Consider the following 22,601-nt stretch of genomic DNA (forward strand, 5'->3'; position numbering starts at 1 on the left):
GTGGACCCGTGGACCCGTGGGGCGCCGGGCGCTCCGGGCGAGGTTGGCGATCCCCCGTCCGTCTGGCACGCTGTACGGCCCGCGCCGAGAAGGAAACCCGTTGGAGGGAATCACGTGCATACGTATATAGTTAGCAAAGGTAATGACTTACGCTAATGAACAACCCCAGGAAGGACCACGTCGCGAGCCTGCGCAGCGACGCCGGTCTGGCTTCGGCTCTGCGCGTGTCGCTGGCACGACTGAACAGACGCCTGCGCAGGCAGGCCGCGGTGCACTCGCTGACGCCCACCCAGCTCGCGACGCTCGCCGCCGTAGAACGGCATTCCGGGATAACCCCCGGCGAATTGGCCGATCTGGAGAAGGTCCAGCCGCCCTCGATGACCCGCGTGATCGCCGTGCTGGCCGAGCGGGAGCTGGTGTCACGTACACCGCACCCGACCGATCGGCGGCAGGTGACCGTGGGCGTGACCGAGCAGGGCTCAACCCTGCTGAGGGAGGAGCGGCGCCTCAAGGAGGCGTGGCTGACGCAGCGGCTGAAGGAGCTGACACCCGAGGAGAGGGCGACGCTCCGGCAGGCGGCTCCGATACTGGAGAAGCTCAGCCGGATCTAGCCGACCCCGAGGAACCCGAGGCCCCGGCGGCCCCGCGCGACGCCGGGGCATCCGCCGCGCCATCCGCCGCGCCATCCGCCGCGCCAGGCGGAGAATCGGGTACGAAGCCGAAGCCGCGGGAGGAGCCGGGCCGGGAGTCCGGTGTGAAGCCGGACGGGGAATCGGGCCGGGAGTCCGGCGTAAAGCTGGACGAGGAGTCGGGCCGGGAGTCCGGCGTAAAGCTGGACGGGGAGCCGGGCCAGGAGGCCGGTGCGGAGCCGGACGAGAGCCAGGGCCGGAGGCACAGCCGGAAGACCGGCCGGAAGAACGGGCTGAGGGCGAGGGTCCGGCGGCGGCGGGCCGCGAGGGCCGCTAGAGCCGCCGCCACCGCGAACGAGTTCCAGGCCACGGAGAGCGGCACAGCCCAGCCCGTCCCCGAGACGCGGGGCGGGATGTTCCGGTCCCTGCGCGTCTACAACTACCGGCTGTTCGCGGCCGGAGGCGTGGTCTCCAACGTCGGCTCGTGGATGCAGCGCACCGCGCAGGACCTGCTGGTGCTCGACCTGACGCACGGCAGCGCCTTCGCGCTGGGCGTGACCGTCATGCTGCAGTTCCTGCCGTTGCTGCTCTTCGGCCTGTGGGGCGGCATGCTCGCCGACCGCTATCCCAAGCGGCCGCTGCTGATCGTCGCCCAGTCGCTCATGGGCCTGCTCGCGCTCACCATGGGCGTGCTCGTCGTGACCGGCTCGGCCCAGGTCTGGCAGGTGTTCGTGATGGCGTTCCTGCTCGGCCTCATCGCCTGTGTCGAGGTGCCGACCCGGCAGTCGTTCGTCGTGGAGATGGTCGGCCGCAAGGATCTGTCCAACGCGATCGCGCTGAACGCGTCGAGCTTCAACCTGGCCCGCGTGGTCGGCCCGGCCGTCGCGGGTGTCCTGATCTACGCGCTCGGCGGCACCGGCCCGATCTTCCTGATCAACGCGATCTCCTTCGCGGGCGTGCTCGCCGGTCTGATGCTCATGCGTACCTCCGAGCTGACCACCCCGGAGCCGGTGCCGAGGGCGAAGGGGCAGCTCCGCGAGGGCCTGCGCTACGTGATGGTGCGGCCCGAGCTGCTCATGCCGATACTGCTGATCGCCTTCGTCTCGCTGTTCACGCAGTCGTTCTCGATGTCGATCGCGCTCATGGCGCGTCAGGTCTTCGGGGCGGGCGCGGCCTCGTTCGGGCTGGCCTCCAGCATGTTCGCGGTCGGCGCGCTGACGGGCGCGCTCATGGCGGCGCGGCGGGTACGGCCCAGCCGGAAGCTGCTGCTCGGCGGCGCGGTCGCGTTCGGCCTGTTCCAGATCATCAGCGGCCTGGCCCCGTGGTACCCCCTCTACCTGGTCTCCCTCGTGCCCGCGGGCATCGCGTTGATCTCGGTGAACACCGCCGCCAACGCCAGCGTGCAGCTCGCGACCTCGCCGGAGATGCGCGGCCGGGTGATGGGGATCTACGTGCTCGTGTTCACCGGGGGAGCCCCCTTCGGCGCGCTGCTGCTCGGCTGGATCTCCGAGCTGGGCGGACCGCGCGCGGGGGTGATGGTGGGCGGTGCGCTCACCCTGATCGGCTCCGGTGTGGCCATAATGCTGACAAAGGTGATCAGCAGGAGGTCGAATGCGGCTGTTCGTGGGGTTACTGCCGCCACCGCCGGTGCGCGATGAGCTCGTTCTCGCCCTCGAAGCCCACCGGCCGCGATGGCCGGGGCTTCGCTGGCTGGACCCGGCGAACTGGCACGTGACGCTGTCGTTCCTCGGGGAGGTGCCCGACCGGGTGCTGCCCGGCCTGCGGACGAGGCTCGCCGGTGCCGCCACGCGCCACCCGCCGATGACGCTGTCCCTCACCGGTGCCGGAGCGTTCCCCTCGGCCGGTCGGGCGCGGGTCTTCCTGACCGGTCTGGGGGGCGACCGCAACGGCCTCGCCCGCCTGGCCGACCACGTCGGGACCGAGGCGCTGGACGCCGGAGCCGGGCAGACGGATCGCCGGAGGTTCACGCCGCACCTGAGCCTGGCCCGGTGCCGCGCCGACATGGACGTGAGCCCGCTGGTCGAGGCGTTCGGGACGTTCTCCGGCGCCGCGTGGGAGGCGGGGACGATGCACCTGATACGGAGCAACTTCGGGGGCGGGACCCCCGGCGGGGCCGAGGCCCGCTACGAGACGGTCGAGGAATGGCGTCTGGCGGCACGGGCACCCCGTGGGCAGGGCTAGGCTCCAGGACGTGGATCGTCCCCGTCGCTGGCTGCTGCCCACGGTGCTCGCACTGCTCGTGCTCCTCGTGGTGATCGGCGCCCTCGTGTCCTAGCCGCCCGGCGGCCGTGTTCGCGCCTCCGGGCCGATCGTTACCCGTTACCAGGCGTAGTGCTCGGGAGCCGTCTTGAAGCCGGGGAAGATCTCGTCCAGGCGGGCCAGGGCCTTCTCGTCCAGAACGATCTCCAGCGCCTTCGTGGTGCCGTCGAGCTGGTCGAGCGTGCGCGGCCCGATGATCGGCGCGGTGACGACCTTCTGGTGGAGCAGCCACGCCAGGCCGACGTTCGCCGGGTCCTCGCCCAGCTCGTCGCAGAACTCCTCGTAACGCTCGATCTTGTCGCGGTGCCTGTCCAGCTGCTTGGTGATCGTCTCCGAGGCCGAACGCCCCTTGTCGATCTTCCGCAGGATGCCGCCGAGCAGGCCGCCCGCGAGCGGGCTCCACGGGATGAGGCCCACACCGTAGTCCTCGGCCGCCGGGATCACCTCGAGCTCCGGCGCGCGGGTGATCAGGTTGTAGTGGGACTGCTCGGAGACCAGGCCGACGCTGTTGCGGCGCCTCGCGCTCTCCTGGGCCTTGGCGATGTGCCAGCCCGCGAAGTTGGACGACCCCACGTACAGGATCTTGCCCTGCTGCTTGAGGATGTCCATGGCCTCCCAGAACTCGTCGAACGGGGTGTTCCGGTCGACGTGGTGCGCCTGGTAGAGGTCGATGTGGTCGGTCTGCATCCGCTTCAGCGACGCGTCGGCGGCGCGGCGGATGTTGAGCGCGGACAGCTGGCCCTCGTTCGGCCAGTCTCCCATCGAGCCGTAGAGCTTCGTGGCGATCACCGTCTTCTCCCGGCGCCCGCCCCCCTTGGCGAACCAGCGGCCGATGATCTGCTCGGTGACGCCCTCGCCCTTCTTCCAGCCGTAGACGTTTGCGGTGTCGAAGAAGTTGATCCCCAGCTCATGGGCGTGGTCCATGATCGCGAAGGAGTCTTCCTCCGTGGTCAAGGGGCCGAAGTTCATCGTGCCCAGGCAGAGGCGGCTGACCTTCAGGCCGGTACGGCCAAGCTGCGTGTAATCCATACGCTCACCCTAGGTACCTGGAGCGCACTCCAGGCGAGCGGGTTCGTGAGGAAATCCGTGTCGTCCGGACCCGCCACGTCGGTGACGCCCGCGCGTACCGCCGGGGCATGATGGCTGAATGCTGAGTAAGGCGGGGGAAGTCTCGGTTCGCGCGTTCGCGGTGGCGGGCCTGGTCACGGCCGCGGTCCTCGCGGGACAGGGCGCGTGGGCGGGCGAGGGGCGAGGTGCCTGGAAGGACGCGGGGCAGGGCGTCCGAGGGGACGCGGGGCACCACGGTACGCGGCAGGCGGGGCACGGCACGCGGACGGACCCGGCGCGGGAGACTGAGTACGGTACGCGGACGAATCCGGCGCGGGAGGCGGGTCAGGCCGCGTCCGCGAAGGCCGGGCGGGCGGACGGCGGGGAGCGGATCCTCTTCCGTTTCAAGGACAGCCGGATCACCGAGTCGAGCGGGCTGGCGGTCTCGCCGACCGGCAAGGACGTCTACTACACCCACAACGACAGCTCCGCGGGGCCGGTCTTCTTCGCGGTCGGCCCCGACGGGCGGACCCGCGCGACCTTCACCCTGCGGGGGGCGGCCTCCCGCGACTGGGAGGGCATGGCGGCCTCCACCGACCCGCGGACCGGGCGGGGGGTGCTCTGGTTCGCCGACATCGGCGACAACCTCGAAGGCGCCTGGCCCGACGTCTCCGTGTACAAGGTGGCGGAGCCCGACACGCTGAGCGACGCCGTCCTCCCCGCCGTCCGCTACCGGTTCCGCTACGAGGACGGAGGGCACAACGCCGAGGGCATCATGGTGCACCCCCGCACCGGCCGCCTCTCCATCGTGACCAAGCAGTTCGCCGGTGCCGTCTACCAGGCTCCGAAGCGGTTGCGCACCGACAGGGTCAACGTGCTCCGTAAGGTCGGCTCCGCGCCCATCATGGCCACCGACGCCGCCTACGCCCCCGACGGGTCGAGCTTCGTGATCCGTACCTACTTCTCCGCCACGGTCTACCGCGCCCCGGGAGAGCAGATCGCCCGGGTGACGATGCCGGAGTTGCAGCAGGCCGAGTCGATCACCTACACGCGCGACGGCAGGTACCTGCTGACCGGCAGCGAGGGAAGCCGCAGCCCGGTCTACCGGGTGCCGCTGCCCGAGGAGGTCCTCGGCGCCGCGGCTCCCGAACCCACGTCCGCCCGCCGCGAGGCGGCTCCCACCCCGGCCTCCGGTGCCACCGGCGATCCGGAGCCCACGCCGGTCGCCGCGGTGAAGAGCAGTGAGGAGGGCGCCGGTACGGACACGGGGCTGCCGATCTCGGCCGTGCTCCTCTGGCTGGTCATCGCCGCGGGCGCCATCGGCGTCATCGCCCTGATCGCCCGCAGAACCCGCTGAGACGACCCCGCAAACCCGCTGAGACGCCCCGCGGAACCCGCTGGGATGCCCCCGCGGAACCCCTGGGATGCCCCCGTGGAACCTGCTGGGGATGCCCTGCGGAACCCGCTGGGATTTCCGATGGAACCCGCCGAGATACTCAGACTCGGTTGAGTGATCCGGCGCAAGCGGACGTCAAGCCGCTTACGCCATCCTTCGGACCATGCATGACGAACGCCCCGGGCCGAGCCTCCGCTCTCCCTCCCGGGTGGGCTGCCCTGAGTGCTCGGCCCCCCTCGCGGGGACGCACGAGCGCTGCCCGCGCTGCGCGCTGCCCCTGAGGGGGCCGGTGGCGGCCGAGCTGTGGCGGCTCGACGGCGCCCTCGCGGGGCTGCGCGCCCGCGAGGCGGAACTTCTCACCCGGCGCGGCCACCTGCTCGGCCTGCTCGCTCAGGAACGGGCCGAACGGACCGAACGGGCTGAACGAGCCGAACAGGCCGAACGGGAACAGGCCGGTCAGCGACCGGCCGGGCAGGAGCGAGCAGGGCAGGCCGGGCAGGCCGGACGGGCCGGGCAGGGGTGGGCCCATCCGGCCGATGGTCCGGCCGATGGCAATCCCGCCGGACGGCCGGAGACGCCGCCCGAGCCCGCCGGGCGAGAGGCGACGCCGGAGCACGCCGGGTGGCCGAAGGCGGTATCAGGGCCGAGAACGGAGCCGGAGGCGGGCCCGGGACCGGGGAAGGACTTCTCACCCCGGGCGGTGCAGAACCTGCTGCTCGGCCTCGGCGGGCTGCTGCTGGTCGTCGCGGCCGTGGTGTTCACGGTGGTCAGCTGGGGGAGCATGGGCCTCGGCGGCCGGGCGGCGATCCTGGCCGCCGTCACCGGGCTGACCTTCGCCGCACCGGGGCTCCTGGTGAGGCGCGGGCTCGTCACCACCGCCGAGACCATCACGATGCTCGGCGCGGCGCTGCTCTTCCTGGACGGCTACGCGGCCCGGCGGACGGGGCTGGCCGGGGCCGACGGCCTGGCCGGACATCATTACGCCGCCCTGCTGTTCGCCCTGGTCGCGCTCGCCATGGCAAGCTACTCGCGACTCCTCCCGCTGCGGCTGCCGCTGCCCGTCGCGATCGTCCTCGCCCAGTTCCCGCTCCCGCTGCTCGCTCTCGGCGAGGCGACACCGTGGACCACCGCCGCGCTCGCCGCGACGGCTGCCGCCGACGCCGCCTTCCTGGTGTTCCACGCGGCGGGCCGGACTCCCGAGCCCGGCATCGGCGCGGCGACGCCCGCGGCTTCGGGGAAGGCCGGGGCCGAGCTCATGGCCCGAGCCGAGATCGAGGTCGAGGGCACACCGGAGGGAGCGTCCGAGGGCGCGTTCGGAACCGGATCACCGGGCCTGCCGGGCGATCCGGCTCGTCCCGGACAGGACGGCGCGCCCGGGGAGGCGTCCGGCACACCCGGGAACGTGTCCGGTGCGCCGGAGAGCGTGCCCACCGAGCCGGGGAAGGTGCCCGGCGGGCCAGGGCGCGCGTCCGGCAGGCGCGGGCGCGGGCCGCTGACGACCGTCGGGGCCTGTTTCGGCGTGGTGTGGGGCCTGGGGGCGTGCCACGGGCTCCTGGAGTCGCTCCTGAGGAAGATGGGCCCGTTCCCCGGAGACGTTCCGGTGATCGTCTCGCTCCGGGAGGCCCTGCTGCTGGTCGCGCTGGCCGTGATCGGACTCGTGGTCGCGCGGGGCGTACGGAACACGGACCGCCTCACGGTCGTCACCGTCGTCTCGGTGCTCACGCTGACGGCGGGACTGGCGGTCCCCCTCTGGCCGCTGATGGCGCCCACCTGGTGGGCCGTGCCGTACACGGTGGCGGCGCTGGTCACCGTGGCGGTCATGCTGTACGCGCCCGGCCTGGGCGACCCGCGGGTCCGCTCGGCCGGGGCCGTCTTCGCCGGGGCGCTGGCGGCGGCCACCGCACTCCCCTTCGCGAACGAAGTGATCTTCACCCTGTTCGCCCCGTTCAACCGGCTGGGCGAGGTGTGGTCGGGGTCTCCGGGCTTCGCCGACGCCCGGCTGATCGCGCCGTTCCCGCAGTTCCCGGTCGTGTCGGGGCTGCTGGCCGTCGCCTCGGGACTGGCGGCCGCGCGGGGGCGGGCCGCCATGGGGTTCGCCGCGCTCGCCACCGCGACACTCGCGACGGTCGTCGCCCCCGTCGCCTTCGGCTGGGGACACCGGGTGGACCTCGTGGTCCTGTCGGCGCTGGCCGTCGTCCTCGTGGCCGGTGTGACCCTGGTCCGGCGACCGCAATGGGCGGGGGCCTTCGCGATCACCGCCGGTGTGGTGTCCGCGGTGGCGGCGGTCACCGCGCTCGCCGGGCGGTCCAGCACGTACGCGACGCTCGGTGTCCTGCTCGTCGCGTGGGGAGCGGCGGCCTTCGCGGCCCGGGTACGTGAGGCGGCGGCGTTCTCGCTGGTCGCGTGCGTGCTCTCGGCGACCGGCCTGGTGTGGGCGTTCTCCGCCGGGACACGGTGGCTCCCCGCGGGTGACGGCCTGTCCCTGTCCCTGGCCGCCGGTGCGGTGCTCGCGGCACTCCTCGCCCCGCACGGCGGCCGACCGGCCACGCCTGTGAGGAACGGCGATCCCCGGCGGACCGCCGGGCTGGTGCTGAGCGCCGTGCTGGCGGTGCTCGCGGTCGTCTCCGCGCACGCCGCCGTCTCCGCGGTCCTCGGTTTCCACCGCCCCCTCGTACGGCCGTGGACGGCGATGACGGGCCCGGCGGGCGGCCGTCCGCTGCTCGTGGTGGTGGTCGGCCTCGTCGCCGCGGCGGCGGTGCTGGTCTCCTGGCAGGTCGCGCGCCGCCGGGGGGCGATCAGGGCGGCGCTGCTCGCCTGGCCCGCGCTGCTGGTGGCGCTGCCGGTGTCGGTCGCCCTGCCGTACGGGGTGGAGCTGGGGCTGTTCGTCGCCGGTACCCTCCCGGCGGCGTGGACGGCGGCGCGGAGCCGCGCGGACGCGGTCTTCGGCGGGGTGGCGGCGCTGTGGACCGCCTTCGTGGCGATCTCCTGGGCCCTCATGAGCGAGCCCGCGACCTTGGTCGTCCTTCCCGCCCTGGCGGTGATCGCGGTGGCGGTCGTACCGGGGGACCGGGCGAGGGCCGGAGCGGGGGCGGGGGCGGTGGCACCGGTCGCGGCGGGGCTGGCGACGTTGCTGGCGGGCGGGGAGGCGCTGGCCGCCGGGCTGGCGGTGGACTGGCCGGTACGGCACGCGGCGTTCGGCCCGCTCGCCGTGGCCTGCGTGGCGGCGGCCGTGGCGGGCCGGTTCGGGAGGGCGTCGTTCGCGGTCGGCGTGGAGACGGCGGGGTACGTCCTCGCGGGAGCGGGACTGTCGCTCGCCTCGGCCGACCTGCCGTCGGCGAGCCTGGCCTGCGCCGTGGCGGGCGTGCTGATGACCGGTACGGCCTTGCGGCCCGATCGCCGGTGGGCCGGATACGCCGGGACGGGCTTCCTGCTGCTGGCCGCCTGGCTCCGGCTGTTCGCCTCCGACATCAGCGTGATCGAGGCGTACACGGTCCCGTTCTCGCTGGTGCTGCTGGGGTTCGGCTGGTGGCGGGCGCGTGGAGGGGAGACGTCGTCCTGGGTCGCCTACGGCCCCGGGCTCGTCTCCAGCCTGGTGCCCAGCATGCTCGCGCTGCTCACCGGCCCGGGCTGGCTCCGGCCGCTGCTGCTTGGCGTGGTCTCGCTGGCTGTGCTGCTGATCGGCGCCCGGTTCCGGCTGCAGGCCCCGGCGGTCCTCGGCGGGCTCACCCTGGCCGTCGTCGCCCTGCACGAACTGGCGCCGTGGATCGCGGAGGTGGTCGTGCTGGTGCCCCGATGGGTGCCGATGGCGCTGGGCGGGCTGCTGCTCGTGGTCGTCGGCGCGACCTACGAGGCACGCCTGCGGGACGTACGACGCCTGCGGGGCGCGGTAGGCCGGATGCGCTGACCGCCCCCGAGCGCCCGAGTGCCGGGGGCCGCGGGCCGCTCAGGGGCTCGGACGGGAAGTCGCGGGCCGTTCGGGGGTGGGGGCCGCGAGCTGCTCAAGGGTCTGGCCGGGAAAAGCGCGGGCTGCTCGGGGGGCGGGCCGGGAGGTTGCGGGCGCTCAGGGGCTCGGCCGGGCAAGCCCGACCCGCTCTGGGCTCAGCCGGGGGACTGCAGGTCGCGGCGGGTGGCGTGGTCGAGAGAGGTCGCCACGTCAGGGTCGACGGGGAACCAGGTGAGGAGATCGGTCACCTGCAGGAGGCGTTTGAGGACGTCCGACACCCCGGCGAGGCGCAGCCACCCGCCCGCCTCCGAGGTCACCCGCGCGCCACTGAGAAGTATCCGCAGCCCCGTGGAGTCGCAGAAGGTGATGCCTCCGGCGTCGATGACGATCCGCGGGCGGTAGTCGGAGACCAGCCGCTCGATGGTCTCCCTGAGCAACTCGCTGGAATTGCGGTCGATGTCGCCCGTGACGGTGATCACGGTGCAGTCCGCGTGCCCGTGGTGGTCGACGCCGATGGAGAGTTGTCTGCTCATCGCCTCGTATCTCCACCCGGTGACGCGGTCGGTTTCGGCCGCCATCCGGCCTGATCAAGGTATACCCCTCCGTGAGACCGGGGTGGGCGACGGACCGGAGACATGTGCGTAACGGCTGTGGACACACGCCGTTCGCCGCCCCTCGGAAGCCGGTGCGAGCGCGATCTCACAAACGATCCCATACGTGATCCCGTACGCGATCTCACGCACGATCTCACCCGTGCTCACCCGTGATTTCACACACGATCCCGCGCGACCCCGTACGCGATCTCACACATGATCCGGCGCGTGATCCCATACGTGACCTCATACGAGGTCCCGTACGCGATCTCATGCGCGATCCCGTACGCGATCTCATACGCGATCCCCCGCACGACCCCATACCGAAAATGAATGACCGCATCGCCATTTATTGCCCCGACATATTCGCGTATTCCTTGACCGGCCTGGACGTGTTTCCCGCATGGCCAATGACGGTTAAGAACCAGGCCGGTTATCCCTTCTCTTGCGGTGAGGATTGCCGCTAACTTTCGAGCATGCGCGTTCTGGTAACCGGGGCATCAGGTTTCGTCGGCTCGCATGCGGTCGCCGCGCTCCTCGCCGACGGGCATGAGCCGCTTCTTCTCATCCGCAATCCAGAGAAAACGCGTGAGGTGCTCGCCTCCGTCGGGGTGACGGGGTCGATTCCGCTGCGCAAGGCCGATATCCGCGACGCGGCGGCCGTGCGGGAGGCGCTCGAACAGTGCGACGCGGTCATTCACGCCGCCGCGGAAATCGGGGTGATCGGCCGTGCCGAGGACCTAAACGGTACGAATGTGGCCGGAGTCAAGAACGTCCTCGGACAGGCCGTGGAACTCGGTCTCGACCCCATAGTGCACATCTCCAGCGTCGGCGTCTTCGTGCCCCCGGCCGGACCGGTGATCACGACCGAGAGCCCCCTCTCCACGCCCAGAAACGGATACGGCAGAAGCAAGATCTCCGCCGAGCGCTACGCCAGACGGCTCCAGGAGCAGGGGATGCCGATCACGATCGTCTACCCGGCCGGGGTCACCGGCCCGCACCAGCCCTCGCTGGACGCGATGGTGGAGGGGCTGCGCGCCGGTCTGGAACAGGGCTGGCCGATCACCGAGGGCGGCGCCAACATCGTCGACGTGCGGGATCTGGCCGTCGTGCTCGCCCGCTGCCTCGAACCGGGGCGCGGCCCACGGCGCTTCATGCTGGGCGGGCACTACCTCACCTGGGCGCAGCTCGCCGACGTCTGCGACGAGGTGACGGGCAACCGCTGCCGGAGGTTCCGGATCCACCGGTCGGTGCTGCGCGGCGCGGCGGCCGTGGGCGACGTGATGAAGCTGATCAAGGAGATCGACTACCCGCTGACCCGGGACGCCGTGGAGATGATGGTCACGATGGTCCGCACGTACGACACCCCGACCCTGGAGGCGCTCGGGGTGAGCCTGCGGCCGGTCCAGGAGACCATCGCCGACTCGCTGCGCTGGCTGGCGCAGGAGGGGCATCTCACCACCGGCAAGGCCGGGAGACTGGCGGGGTGACGTCACACGATGACACGCTTCCTACCCTGACAGAACCCAGGAAAGCGACCTCGCAGGAGGCAGGGAGGAGCCGGAGGTGAAGGTCGGGATCGTCGGCGCGGGGATCGTCGGGCTCGCCGTGGCCAGGGAGACGGCGCTGACCCACGGGGCCACCGTGACCGTCCTCGACAAGGAGGACCGCGTCGGGGCCCACCAGACCGGCCACAACAGCGGTGTCGTCCACGCCGGGATCTACTACCGCCCGGGCTCGCTCAAGGCCACCCTCTGCCGGGAGGGCGTGGCGATGCTCAGGCAGTACTGCGCCGAGCACCGCATCCCGTACGACGAGGTCGGCAAGCTCGTCGTCGCCTCCACCGGGCCCGAGCGGCCCGAGCTGCGCAGGATCGCCGAGCGGGCCCGCGCGAACGGGGTTCCCGGCATAGCCGAGCTGGACGCGCTCGCCCTGCGCGAGATCGAGCCGCACGCCGTCGGCGTGGGCGCCGTGCACTCCCCGCACACCGCGATCGCCGACTTCCCCGCCGTCGCCCGGCGCCTCGCCCTGGACGTGGAGGAGAGGGGCGGCTCGGTGCTGCTGTCCCACCCGGTGCGCGCCGTACGGGAGACCGCGGGCGGGGTGAGCGTCCTGGCGGGGGAGCGGACGCTGGAGTTCGACAGGGTGATCGTCTGCGCCGGGCTCGGCACCGACACCGTCGCGCGGCTGGCCGGGATTCCCGGGGACGTCCGGATCGTCCCCTTCCGCGGCGAATATTACGCGCTGGCCGGGAAGGCGAAGGACCTGGTCCGGGGGCTGATCTACCCGGTTCCCGACCCTCGATACCCCTTCCTCGGCGTGCACCTGACCCGCAGGATCGACGGCGAGGTGCTGGTCGGCCCCAACGCGGTGATGGCGCTGGTGCTGGAGGGCTACTCCTGGCGCGACGTCGATCTCGCCGACCTGGGCCGGATCCTGGCCTGGCGGGGCACCCGGCGGCTCGCCGCCAGGCACTGGCGGACCGGGATCAGGGAGGTGGCCGGTTCGGTGGGTAAAGGATCCTTCCTCCGGGCCGCGCGCCGATACGTCCCGGCGCTGACCGGCGCCGACCTGGTCAGGACCGCGGGAGGCGTCCGCGCACAGGCTGTGGACGGGCGGGGCGGCATGCTGGACGACTTCGCGATCGACGTGCACGGCCGCGTCGCCCTCGTCCGCAACGCCCCCTCACCGGCTGCCACGTCAAGTTTGGCGATTGCCAGGCATATTGTGGGGTTAGCCTCAGTGTTGACCAGTTAACTGCTTTCTCATGTGGGCCGGTGAAAATAAACCAGTGACCGACTCACCCGAGGCCCGCCTGCTGATCGTCGAGGACGAGCCCAACATCCTCGAGCTTCTGGCCGCGAGCCTGAGGTTCGCCGGGTTCGGTGTCAACACGGCCGGCAACGGCACGGACGCCGTCGCCGCCGTCCAGAGGCACCGGCCCGACCTCATCGTGCTCGACGTGATGCTCCCCGACATGGACGGCTTCGACGTCGTACGGCGCCTGCGCGGCGGCGGCAGCGACACGCCGGTGGTCTTCCTCACCGCGCGTGACGCCACCGAGGACAAGATCCGGGGGCTGACCGTGGGCGGGGACGACTACGTGACCAAGCCGTTCAGCCTGGAGGAGGTCGTGGCCCGCATCCGGGCCGTGCTGCGCCGTACCGGCTCCGGCGACCTCGTGCCCCGGCCGCCCCGGCTCACCTTCGCCGACGTCGAGCTCGACGAGGAGAGCCACGAGGTGTGGCGCAGGGGCAGGGCGGTGGCGCTGTCGCCGACGGAGTTCAAGCTGCTGCGCTACTTCATGGCGAACGCGGGGCGGGTGCTGTCCAAGGCCCAGATCCTCGACCATGTGTGGGACTACGACTTCAGGGGCGACGCCGGGATCGTGGAGTCCTACGTCTCCGTGCTCCGCCGCAAGATCGACAACGTCGACCCGAGGCTGATCCACACCCTGCGCGGCGTCGGATACGTGCTGCGCTTACCACCGGCGCCGTGATGCTCAACGCGACCCCCCTGCGGGTGAAGCTGATCGGCGTCATCCTGGTCCTGCTCACGATCGCGCTCGCCCTCATCGGCATCGGCAGCGTCTCGATCATGCGCGGTTACCTGATCGACCGCGTCGACAGCCAGATCGACCTGACCGTCGACTCCGCCCTGCGCCGCATGAACAACCGGGGCTCCGTCGCGCTGATGGGCAAGACGATGCCGTCCGACGCCAGGCTGGAACTCCGCACCAAGAACGACAAGACCGTCGTCCTGCTCAGCGGCATCGACGTGGAGGGCAGACCGGGGCCGATCGTCTCCCCGGGCCAGGGCGCCGACTCGTACGAGAGCGGCGACTGGCGGGTCAGGGTGACCTCGCTGGACACCGGCGGAAGCCTCATCGTGGCCGTGGACATGGGCGAGGTACGGCAGATCGTCGGCCAGCTCGCGCTGGTGGAGCTGCTCGGCGGGGGCGGCCTGGTGCTGATGCTCGCGGGGGCCGGGGTGGTGATCATCCGCAGGAGCCTGCGTCCCCTGGAGGAGATCGAGCGCACCGCGGAGGCCATCGCCGCCGGAGACCTGGGCCGCCGCGTCCCCGACGCCGACCCGCGCACCGAGGTGGGCCGCCTCGGCCGGTCGCTGAACGGCATGCTCGCCCAGATCGAGACGGCCTTCCGCGCCCGTTCGGAGTCGGAGTCCTCGGCCCGCAGCTCGGAGGAGCGCATGCGCAGGTTCGTCGCGGACGCCTCGCACGAGCTGCGCACCCCGCTGACCTCGATCCGGGGCTTCGCCGAGTTCTACCGGCAGGCGCCCGGCATCGACGCCGCGCCGCTGATGCGCCGGGTCGAGTCCGAGGCGGTCAGGATGGGCCTGCTCGTCGACGACCTGTTGATGCTGGCCCGGCTTGACCAGCAGCGGCCGATGGTCATGCGCCCGGTCGACCTGCTCGCCATCGCCGCCGACGCCGTCGGCGACGCCCGCATCCTCGCCCCGGAACGCGAGGTCACGCTCTCGGTGGACGGCTCCGCGCTCATCGTCTCCGGCGACGAGGTACGGCTCCGCCAGGTCGTGGGCAACCTCATGACCAACGCGCTCACCCACACCCCCGAACGCACCCCCGTGCGGGTGGCGCTCTCCGGCGACGACGGCATGGCCGTGATCGAGGTCGCCGACGACGGGCCCGGCCTCACCGTCGAGCAGCGCGAGCGCGTCTTCGAGCGGTTCTACCGCGCCGACTCCGCCCGGGGCCGTCGCGCCCCCGAGGACGGCGGGAGCGGTCTCGGCCTCGCCATCGTCGCCGCGATGGTCGAGGCCCACGGCGGCCGGGTCGGCGTGGAGTCGGAACCCGGCAAGGGCTCGACGTTCCGGGTGATCCTCCCCCTCGCCCCCGAATCCGACTGAGCGGTCGTCTCCGGGTCCGGCTGAGCGGTCGTCTCTGGTTCCGGCTGAGCGGTTGTTCTCGGGTCTGACTGAGCGGTCGTCCCCAGGTTTGACTGAGCGGCCGTCCTCGGATCCGGCTGAGCGGTCGTTTCTGGATCTGGCTGAGCGGCCGTCCCCGGGTTTGATCGAGCGGTCGTTCCCGGGTTTGACCGAGCGGCTGTCCTCGGATCCGACCGAGAGGTCGTTCCCGGGTCCGGCTGAGCGATCGTCTCCGGATCCGGATGAGCGGCCGTCCCCGGATTCGGCCGGATTCGGGGACGGCCTGGCCGGATCTCGCTTCCGAGGTCGATCGGACCCACCTGGAGCCGGGCGATTCCGCCGACCCAGCCAGTGACCGCCCAGCCAGTGACCGCCCGGTCAGCGAGCGGTCGCCGATCGACTGGTCGCCGATCGACTGGTCACCGATCGACTGGTCACCGATCGAACGGTCGCCGATCGAGCGGTCACCGCCCGGTTCAGGGAGTGCCGGTGCCGGGTTCCGGCCAGCTGCTGTCGGGGAACTCCCCTCCGGCCGCGCCGCCGGGCAGTATCACCCGGTCGTTCTCGGACAGCCCGGAGGTGATCTCGACGTACCGGTCGCCGCGGACCCCCGTCTCCACGACCCGCTCGGCGCCGCCCTGCACGGTGACCCTGGAGATCCCGTCCCTGGTCCGTACGGCCTGCGCCGGGACGTAGAGCGTCTCGGCGGACTCGGCGACGGTCACGGTGACCGAGGCGGTCTGGCCCACCAGGAGGTCCGCAGGGGGCTCGTCGAACGCGATCGTGACGCCGTACCTCACCAGCCGGTCGCTGGTCGTCGCGGTGGGGGCGATCCCCGTCACGGTGCCCGTGTACCTCTCGCCCTGCCGGGTGGCCAGGGTGATCGCCGCCTTCTGCCCGGCTTTCAGGCTGCCGATGTCCGACTCGGTGAACAGCGCCTCCACCTGGAGCTCGTCCAGGTCCCCGAGGGTGAGGAAGGTGCCGGTCCCCGCGCTGTCGCCGACCGCACCGGCCACGGACATGACGGTGCCGTCGGCGGGGGCGACGATCCGTACGCCCGCGAGCTCCTCCGTGGCGTCGGTCAGCTCCGCCCGGGCCTGCTTCACGCGGGCCTCGGCCTGCTCCACGGTGAGCGTCCCACGGCCCGCCCCGCCGTTCTGCTGGAGCCCCTGCCGGGCGTTCTGTCCGGTGTTCCTGTCCGGGGACGTGCCCCTGTCCGTGCCCGTTCCCGTACTCGCGCTCGGCTTCGGGGTGGGGCACGCGGTGGCGGTGGGGGTGGGCCTGGCGGTGGCGGTCGGTGCCGCCGTGCCCGTGGGACCGGCGGGACCGGTGGGACCGGTGGGGCCCGGCGTCGGCCCGGGGTGCTCGCCGGGTCCGGTCGACGGGCCCGCCGGACCGGGGCCGGTGGTCGTGGGTGCCCCGCCCCCGTGCGGCCTCGCGGTGACGGTGACCGTCGCGGTGGCCGTCACGGTCACCGTCGGCGCGGCCGTCACGGTGACGGTGACCGTGGGCGCGGGCTGGGGAGGACCGTCGTCCGTCCGCGCGTCCGCCGGTGTCGCGGCCGGTGCCGGTACGGACGCGGAGTGCCGCGCCGGAACGGGGGTGGGGGTGGGCGTGAGGACCGGTGCCGGGGCCGCCGCGAAGCGGTACCCGGCGGGGACGACCCCACCCACGGGGGCGACCCGCACCGTCTGCGCAGGTCTGGCCGGCGCGGGTGCCCGGGACGGTGAGAACGCGCTCGCCGATCCGGCAGAGGTGGGGGCGGGAGACGGCGGGAGCGGGCTCGCCGATCCGGTCGGCGCGGGCGCCTGAGGCGGTGAGAGCGTACGCGCGGGCTCCGGCCTCGTGGAGACACCCGTCCTGGTCGGGGCGGTCGTGGGCGTAGGCGTGGGCGTGGGCGTCGCCCCCGCTCCCGGAGGCCGCGTCGCCGTGGGCTCGCAACCGGCCTGTCTGGCGGGCCCGGTCCGGTCGGCCCCCGCCTGGTCGCTCCCGGTCCGATCCCCGGTCCGATCCCCGGTCCGGTCGGCCCCCGTCTGGTCCCCGGCCTGTTCTCCGGTCTGGTCCCCGGCCTGGTCCCCGGTCCGATCCGCCGTCCGGCCCCCGTCCTGGCTCCCGGTCTGCTGCCTGGCCCCGGTCGTCCCCGTACTCCCGGTCGTTCCCGTGCTCCCGTTACTCCCCGTGCCCTCCGGCGTGCTTCCCGCCGTGTCCAGCTCCTCCTCGGCCGCCGCGAGCTGCGCCTTCGCCGCGTCGTAGCGCTCGCGTGCGGGGGCGGAACCGATCCTGGCGAGCACGTCCCCCTTGCCGACCCTGTCCCCGGCCTTGACGTAGACCTTCGTGACCGTCCCCGATCCGCCGAAGGCCAGCTCGCGGGTGCCGTCGTCCACGGTGCTGCCCGCGGCCGACACCGCGGCGGTCACCGTTCCGCGCCTGGCGGACGCCAGTTCCACCCGGGGCGCCTGGCCGGAGTCGCCGTCGAACACGACGATCGCCCCCGCGCCCACCAGGACGAGGGCGGCCAGGGCGAGCCCTCCCACGCGCAGTTTCTTCGGGAGATGGGTCGGTCTCATGGCGGACATCCTGGACCGCCTGATTCACAGCATGCTCACAGCCCCCTGAAGGTTTGCTGTGCATCGTGGGCGGTAAGACGGCGTCTACAGGAAATCTTCAGCCTTCGCCGGGGTGAGTTCCAAGCCTGGTGCGCCAGGGTCAGGCGCTGTGAAGCTGTCGACCAAGCGCGGAGCGCTGATCGTGAACGGGACCCTGGGGGTCCTGTTGCTGGGCGGAGTGGTGATCGCCTACTCCTCCCTCGGCGGCGAGGCCTCGTCCGCCGACGCCGCGGTGCGGACCGTGCCGGTGACCCGTGCCACGGTCTCCGCCTCTGTCTCCGCCTCGGGAACCGTGGCCAGCGCCCGCGCCCGGTCCCTCTCCTTCGGGTCGAACGGCACCGTCGAGAAGATCTACGTCAAGGCCGGTGACAAGGTCACCGCGGGGCAGATCCTCGCCCGGCTGGACGACGACTCCGCGCAGGAGAGCCTGGACGCGGCCGCCGCCGCCCTCGACACCGCGGACGACGACACCTCGACCGCCGCCGCCTACGCCCAGTACGTCACGGCGAGGAACACCTACCGGTCCGCGAGGCGCGCGGTGGACGGCACCGTCATCAAGGCGCCGTTCGCCGGTACGATCACCGCCGTCAACGGCACGGTCGGCGGCTCCTCGGGCACCGCCGCCAAGGCCGCGACCAACGCGAACAACTCGGCCGGGTCCGGAGCCAACGCCAACGCCAACGCGAACGCCTCGGGCGGGTTCATCGACCTCGCCGACACCCGCAGGCTCGAACTCGTCGGCACCTTCACCGAGACCGACGTCACCAAACTCAAGGTCGGCCAGGCGGCCTCCATCGGGTTCGACGCGCTCACCGGGGTCACCGCGTCCGGGAAGGTCACCCAGATCCAGCCGACCGCCACCACCAGCAACAACGTGGTCCAGTACCCGGTGACGATCTCCTTCACCAAGGTGCCGAAGGAGGTCAGGCTCGGCCAGACGGCCACGGTCGGGGTCGTCGTCGAACGTGCCGAGGACGTGCTCGCCGTCTCCTCCGCGGTGATCTCCACGGCGGGCGGGCGGAGCACGGTGACCGTGCTGCGGGACGGACGCCAGGTGCCCGTCCAGGTGGAGGCCGGGATCAAGGGCGACGCGCTCACCGAGATCAGGTCGGGGCTCGCCGAGGGCGACCAGGTGGTCCGCCCGGTGGCCACGGAGACCGGCCAGCAGGGCGGCTTCCCCGGCTTCGGCGGTGGCGGCGGCCGCAACGGTGGTGGCGGTGGCGGCGGTGGCGGCGGTGGCGGTATGCGCCCCGTCGGCGGAGGGAACGGCCGATGACCGTCCCCGTCCTGTCCCTCACGGACATCACCAAGGTGTACGGCAGGGGAGACGCCGAGGTCCGGGCGCTGCGCGGGGTGTCGCTCAGCGTCGACAAGGGCGACTACGTCGCCATCATGGGCGCCTCGGGCTCCGGCAAGTCCACGCTCATGAACATCCTGGGCTGCCTGGACGTGCCCACCTCCGGCGACTACCGCATCGACGGCACCGACGTCGGCTCGCTGGACGAGCGCAGGCTCGCCGTACTCCGCAACCGGAAGATCGGGTTCGTCTTCCAGTCGTTCAACCTCATCCCCCGGATGAGCGCGCTCGCCAACGTCGAGCTGCCCATGGCGTACGGCGGGGTCGGCGCCGCCGACCGGCGGGCCCGCGCGCTGGCGGCCCTGGAGCAGGTCGGCCTGTCCGACCGGGTCCGCCACGAGCCGAACGAGCTCTCCGGCGGCCAGCAGCAGCGGGTGGCCGTGGCCAGGGCGCTGGTCACCGCGCCCGCCCTGCTGCTCGCCGACGAGCCGACCGGCAACCTCGACACCGCCTCCACCGGGGACGTGCTGGGCATCCTCGACCGGCTGAGCGTCGCGGGCCGGACGATCGTGATCATCACCCACGAGGACGACGTGGCCGCCCACGCCAAGCGGGTCATCCGCCTGGTGGACGGCCGGATCGTCGAGGACCGCCGCCAGGCCCCCGTCGACGGCCTCCCGCCCCGCATGTCTGCGGGAGCCTCCGCCCCCCGCACATCGGAAGCTCCCGCGGACGGCCTCCCGCCCCACACACCGGGTGCTGCCGCAGACGGCCTCCCGTCCCGTATGTCAGAGGCTCCCTCCGGCGGCCTTCCGCCCCGCGCGCCGGAGGTCACCGCGTGAGCCGGCTCGAAATCCTGAGGTTCGCGCTCCGCGGGCTGGCCGCGAACAAGCTGCGCAGCTTCCTGACCACCCTCGGCATCCTCATCGGGGTGGCGGCCGTGATCCTGCTGGTCGCCTTCGGCGAGGGGGCCTCGCAGAGCATCCAGCAGTCCATCCAGCGGCTCGGCGCCAACACCCTCACCGTCTCGGCGTCCTTCGCAGGAGGCGGGGGCGGCGGTGGCTTCGGAGGAGGGGGCGGTGGCGGAGGCGGGGGCCGGGCGGCCGGTGGCCAGAACGAGGGCCCGCGCACCCAGGCCAGGCAGCTCACCCTGGAGGACGCCAGGGCGCTGACCGACCGCGAGCAGGTCCCCTCGGTGCGGAGCGTCTCGCCCGTGGTGACCGCGAACGCGGCCACCGCCGTCCACGAGGGCGCCAGCCACACGATCGCGCAGCTCGTGGGCACCTACCCCAGTTACTTCGAGGCGACCAACAAGCCCGTGGACAGCGGCACCTACTTCGTCAACGACGACGTGCTCGCCGCCAGGAAGGTCATGGTCATCGGGCGGACGGTGGCCGAGGAGCTGTTCGGCACGGCCGATCCGGTCGGCAGGGCGGTCAGCGTCTCCGGAGTGCCGTTCACGGTGGTCGGGGTGCTCAAGGAGTCGGGCTCGGCGGGCATGCAGGACGCCGACGACGTGGCCGTCGTGCCGCTGCCCGCCGTGCAGCAGAGCCTGACCGGGTTCGGCGCGCTCGGCTCGATCATCGTGCAGGCGACCGGCGCCGACGCGACCGACTCCGCGCAGGCCGAGGTGACCGCCGTACTGAACCAGCGGCACGGCATCACCCCGACGGGCGTCGCGGACTACCGGATCCTGAACCAGGCCACCCTGCAGGAGACGGTCAGCTCGACCGTCGGGATCTTCACCGCCCTGCTCGGCGCGGTCGCCGCCATCTCCCTGCTGGTCGGCGGCATCGGCATCACCAACATCATGCTCGTCACCGTCACCGAACGGACCAGGGAGATCGGCATCAGGAAGGCCATCGGCGCGCCCAGGAGCGCCATCCTCGGCCAGTTCCTGCTGGAGGCGACGGTGCTGAGTCTGGTGGGCGGCCTGTCGGGCGTCGCGATCGCGTTCGCCGGGACCCGCTTCACGATCGCCGGGATCTCACCGGTGCTCGTACCGTCCTCGATCGCGCTGGCCCTCGGCGTCTCCGTGGGCATCGGGCTGTTCTTCGGCGGCTACCCGGCCAACCGGGCGGCCAGGCTCCGGCCCATCGAGGCCCTGCGTCACGAGTGACCCGTACGGCCAACGCGGCCTGGGGCGTTAAGCAAGGAGAGACACATGGGCGGCAACGCCGACGAGACGGTCCCGGCGGGGAGATCCCTGGAGGGCTCCCCGTTCCGGGGGGATCTGGACAGCGAGCTGGCGGCCCGGCCGCCGCGCCGCCTGTCGAAGCTCACCCTCGTGCTGGGTGCCGGGGTGATGCTCGTGGCGGGGGTGATCGTGGGCATCCAGGCGCAGAAGGCGATGGGCGGCCCGTCCGGCGCCCCCGCGGCGGCGACGCGGCAGGGCGGCGCGGGCCCCGGCTTCGGTGGCCCCGGCGGCTTCGGCGGCCAGCAGGGCGGCCAGGGCCGTCAAGGAGGCCAAGGAGGCCAAGGGGGGCAGGGCGGACAGGGAGGCCAGGGAGCCGGTCAGGGCGGTGGCGGCCGGGGCGGCATGACCGTCGGCACGGTGCAGCGGGTCGAGGGCGGCAAGGTCTACGTCCAGACGGCGGACGGTTCGGTCGTGACTGTGAACACCACGGACGAGACGTCCGTACGCGTCACGAAGCAGGGCAAGGTCACCGACCTCAAGCCCGGAGGCGCGGTGGTCGTGCGCGGCGCGGCGGCCGACGACGGCTCGGTGACCGCGACCGCGATCAACGAGGGCGCCGGACGCCGCTGAACCGGCCACGCAGGAAAGCGGGCCTTTCCCGGGAACCGGCGGTGAGGCGCTTCCCCGGGGCACGACGGTTCTCACGCGCGACGACGCGCGACGACGCGCCACCCGCCGGACGCGACGGCGGGCCGGCTCCCGGAAACGGCGGACCGGTTCCCGGACGCGGGGGCGTACCGCAGGCCGGGACCGCCGGACCGGTTCCCGGGCGCGGAGGCGCACCGCGTGCCGCGGCCGGCGGATGGCGCTGAGACGGTTCTCAGGAAACGTTCAGCCCTGGCTGAGCTGCGTTCCAGAGTGGTGGGCGAGCCTCAGGGGGTGCTGGACAGAGTGGAAGCCCGATTGCTGGTCGTGGACGACGAACCGAATATCAGGGAGTTGCTCTCGGCCAGCCTGCGCCTGTCCGGGTTCGAGGTGGTGACCGCGGTGGACGGCCGGGAGGCCGTGCACTTCGCCGAGCGCATCCGTCCCGACCTGGTCGTGCTGGACGTGATGCTGCCCGACATGGACGGCTTCGCCGTGGCGGGGCGGCTGCGGGAGATGAGCGGGCAGATGCCCGTGCTCTTCCTGACCGCCAGGGACGCCACCGACGACAAGGTCGCCGGGCTGCGGCTGGCCGACGACTACGTGACCAAGCCGTTCAGCCTGGAGGAGGTCCTCGCCCGCATCCGGGCCGTGCTCCGCCGTACCAGGGGGGACCTCGACCTGCCGGTCCGCCTGCAGGTCGGCGACCTGGAGCTGGACGAGGAGGCGCACCAGGTCTGGCGCTCCGGCGTCCCGGTGCGGCTGTCGCCGACCGAGTTCAAGCTCCTGCACTACTTCATGGTCAACACCGGCAGGGTGCTGTCCAAGGCGCAGATCCTCGACCACGTCTGGAACTACGACTTCGGCGGCGACGCCGGGGTGGTCGAGTCCTACGTCTCCTACCTACGCCGGAAGGTCGACACGGCCGAGCCCCGGCTCATCCACACCCTCCGCGGGGTGGGCTATGTGCTGCGACCGCCCCACAGTGATTGAACTTTCAGCTGATATTCAGCTTCAGCTGACCCGTTTCTGAGCTTTGTGTGTTCAAATAGACAATGCACGACCCCCGATCACCTCGGAAGCATCCGAAGGGCTCGGGCTCGCCTCCAGCTGCGGGGGAGAC

At 72.3% G+C, this 22,601-nt stretch carries 17 protein-coding genes; 14 read left to right on the forward strand and 3 right to left on the reverse strand.

Annotated elements, in window-relative coordinates; all coding sequences use genetic code 11:
- Positions 1-155 precede the first annotated feature (155 nt).
- The 3 genes from ABT053_RS15560 to thpR all read left to right on the forward strand — a co-directional run bounded on the left by ABT053_RS15560 (position 156) and on the right by thpR (position 2,831).
- A complete protein-coding gene (locus tag ABT053_RS15560) occupies positions 156-611 on the forward strand; it encodes a MarR family winged helix-turn-helix transcriptional regulator (protein ID WP_350969684.1) in 456 nt (151 codons plus the stop codon).
- Positions 612-754: 143 nt separating this feature from the next.
- Positions 755-2,287 (forward strand): MFS transporter, encoded by a 1,533-nt coding sequence (locus tag ABT053_RS15565; RefSeq protein WP_350969685.1) that lies wholly within the window; start codon positions 755-757, stop codon positions 2,285-2,287.
- Positions 2,241-2,831, forward strand: a complete 591-nt coding sequence (thpR, locus tag ABT053_RS15570) for an RNA 2',3'-cyclic phosphodiesterase (RefSeq protein WP_350969686.1) — start codon at positions 2,241-2,243, stop codon at positions 2,829-2,831. The genes ABT053_RS15565 and thpR overlap by 47 nt, the downstream gene beginning before the upstream one ends.
- Positions 2,832-2,969: 138 nt before the next feature.
- Here the strand turns inward: thpR and ABT053_RS15575 are convergent, their stop codons facing one another.
- Positions 2,970-3,938, reverse strand: coding sequence for an aldo/keto reductase (locus tag ABT053_RS15575; protein ID WP_350969687.1), 969 nt, complete (start codon positions 3,936-3,938; stop codon positions 2,970-2,972).
- Between the two features lie 118 nt (positions 3,939-4,056).
- Here ABT053_RS15575 and ABT053_RS15580 point away from each other — a divergent pair, with 118 nt between their 5' ends.
- Together ABT053_RS15580 and ABT053_RS15585 are read left to right on the forward strand one after the other, a co-directional pair.
- A complete protein-coding gene (locus ABT053_RS15580) occupies positions 4,057-5,313 on the forward strand; it encodes a hypothetical protein (RefSeq protein WP_350969688.1) in 1,257 nt (418 codons plus the stop codon).
- A 202-nt stretch (positions 5,314-5,515) separates the two neighbouring features.
- Positions 5,516-9,256, forward strand: coding sequence for a coiled-coil domain-containing protein (locus ABT053_RS15585; RefSeq protein WP_350969689.1), 3,741 nt, complete (start codon positions 5,516-5,518; stop codon positions 9,254-9,256).
- 194 nt (positions 9,257-9,450) lie between these two features.
- Here ABT053_RS15585 and ABT053_RS15590 read toward each other — a convergent pair whose 3' ends face one another.
- Positions 9,451-9,828, reverse strand: a complete 378-nt coding sequence (locus ABT053_RS15590; protein WP_350969690.1) for an STAS domain-containing protein — start codon at positions 9,826-9,828, stop codon at positions 9,451-9,453.
- Between the two features lie 536 nt (positions 9,829-10,364).
- Here ABT053_RS15590 and ABT053_RS15595 point away from each other — a divergent pair.
- From ABT053_RS15595 to ABT053_RS15610, 4 genes are all read left to right on the forward strand, one after another.
- Positions 10,365-11,378: an NAD-dependent epimerase/dehydratase family protein gene (locus ABT053_RS15595; RefSeq protein WP_350969691.1), complete on the forward strand. Its 1,014-nt coding sequence runs from the start codon at positions 10,365-10,367 to the stop codon at positions 11,376-11,378.
- 76 nt (positions 11,379-11,454) lie between these two features.
- The gene (lhgD, locus tag ABT053_RS15600) at positions 11,455-12,645 is read left to right on the forward strand and encodes an L-2-hydroxyglutarate dehydrogenase (RefSeq protein WP_350969692.1); all 1,191 of its coding nucleotides are present in this window, start codon (positions 11,455-11,457) and stop codon (positions 12,643-12,645) included.
- A gap of 10 nt (positions 12,646-12,655) precedes the next feature.
- Positions 12,656-13,387 carry a response regulator transcription factor gene (locus ABT053_RS15605; protein ID WP_350969693.1) on the forward strand — a complete coding sequence of 244 codons (732 nt, stop codon included), beginning with the start codon at positions 12,656-12,658 and terminating at the stop codon, positions 13,385-13,387.
- Positions 13,387-14,775: a HAMP domain-containing sensor histidine kinase gene (locus tag ABT053_RS15610; protein ID WP_350970002.1), complete on the forward strand. Its 1,389-nt coding sequence runs from the start codon at positions 13,387-13,389 to the stop codon at positions 14,773-14,775. The genes ABT053_RS15605 and ABT053_RS15610 overlap by 1 nt, the downstream gene beginning before the upstream one ends.
- Positions 14,776-15,269: 494 nt before the next feature.
- Here the strand turns inward: ABT053_RS15610 and ABT053_RS15615 are convergent, their stop codons facing one another.
- Positions 15,270-17,360: an efflux RND transporter periplasmic adaptor subunit gene (locus tag ABT053_RS15615; protein ID WP_350969694.1), complete on the reverse strand. Its 2,091-nt coding sequence runs from the start codon at positions 17,358-17,360 to the stop codon at positions 15,270-15,272.
- 148 nt (positions 17,361-17,508) lie between these two features.
- On the opposite strand from ABT053_RS15615, the gene ABT053_RS15620 reads away from it, so the two are divergent.
- From ABT053_RS15620 to ABT053_RS15640, 5 genes are all read left to right on the forward strand, one after another.
- On the forward strand, positions 17,509-18,675 hold the full coding sequence (locus ABT053_RS15620; protein WP_350969695.1) for an efflux RND transporter periplasmic adaptor subunit: 1,167 nt from the start codon (positions 17,509-17,511) through the stop codon (positions 18,673-18,675).
- Positions 18,672-19,538, forward strand: coding sequence for an ABC transporter ATP-binding protein (locus ABT053_RS15625; protein WP_350969696.1), 867 nt, complete (start codon positions 18,672-18,674; stop codon positions 19,536-19,538). The genes ABT053_RS15620 and ABT053_RS15625 overlap by 4 nt, the downstream gene beginning before the upstream one ends.
- On the forward strand, positions 19,535-20,815 hold the full coding sequence (locus tag ABT053_RS15630; protein ID WP_350969697.1) for an ABC transporter permease: 1,281 nt from the start codon (positions 19,535-19,537) through the stop codon (positions 20,813-20,815). Before ABT053_RS15625 ends, ABT053_RS15630 begins: the two co-directional genes overlap by 4 nt.
- Before the next feature lie 45 nt (positions 20,816-20,860).
- Positions 20,861-21,463: a hypothetical protein gene (locus ABT053_RS15635; protein WP_350969698.1), complete on the forward strand. Its 603-nt coding sequence runs from the start codon at positions 20,861-20,863 to the stop codon at positions 21,461-21,463.
- A gap of 309 nt (positions 21,464-21,772) precedes the next feature.
- Positions 21,773-22,471 (forward strand): response regulator transcription factor, encoded by a 699-nt coding sequence (locus tag ABT053_RS15640; protein ID WP_350969699.1) that lies wholly within the window; start codon positions 21,773-21,775, stop codon positions 22,469-22,471.
- Positions 22,472-22,601 lie beyond the last annotated feature (130 nt).

The organism is Streptosporangium sp. NPDC002524 (genome assembly GCF_040295985.1).
In the GTDB taxonomy this organism is placed as follows: Bacteria; Actinomycetota; Actinomycetes; order Streptosporangiales; family Streptosporangiaceae; genus Streptosporangium.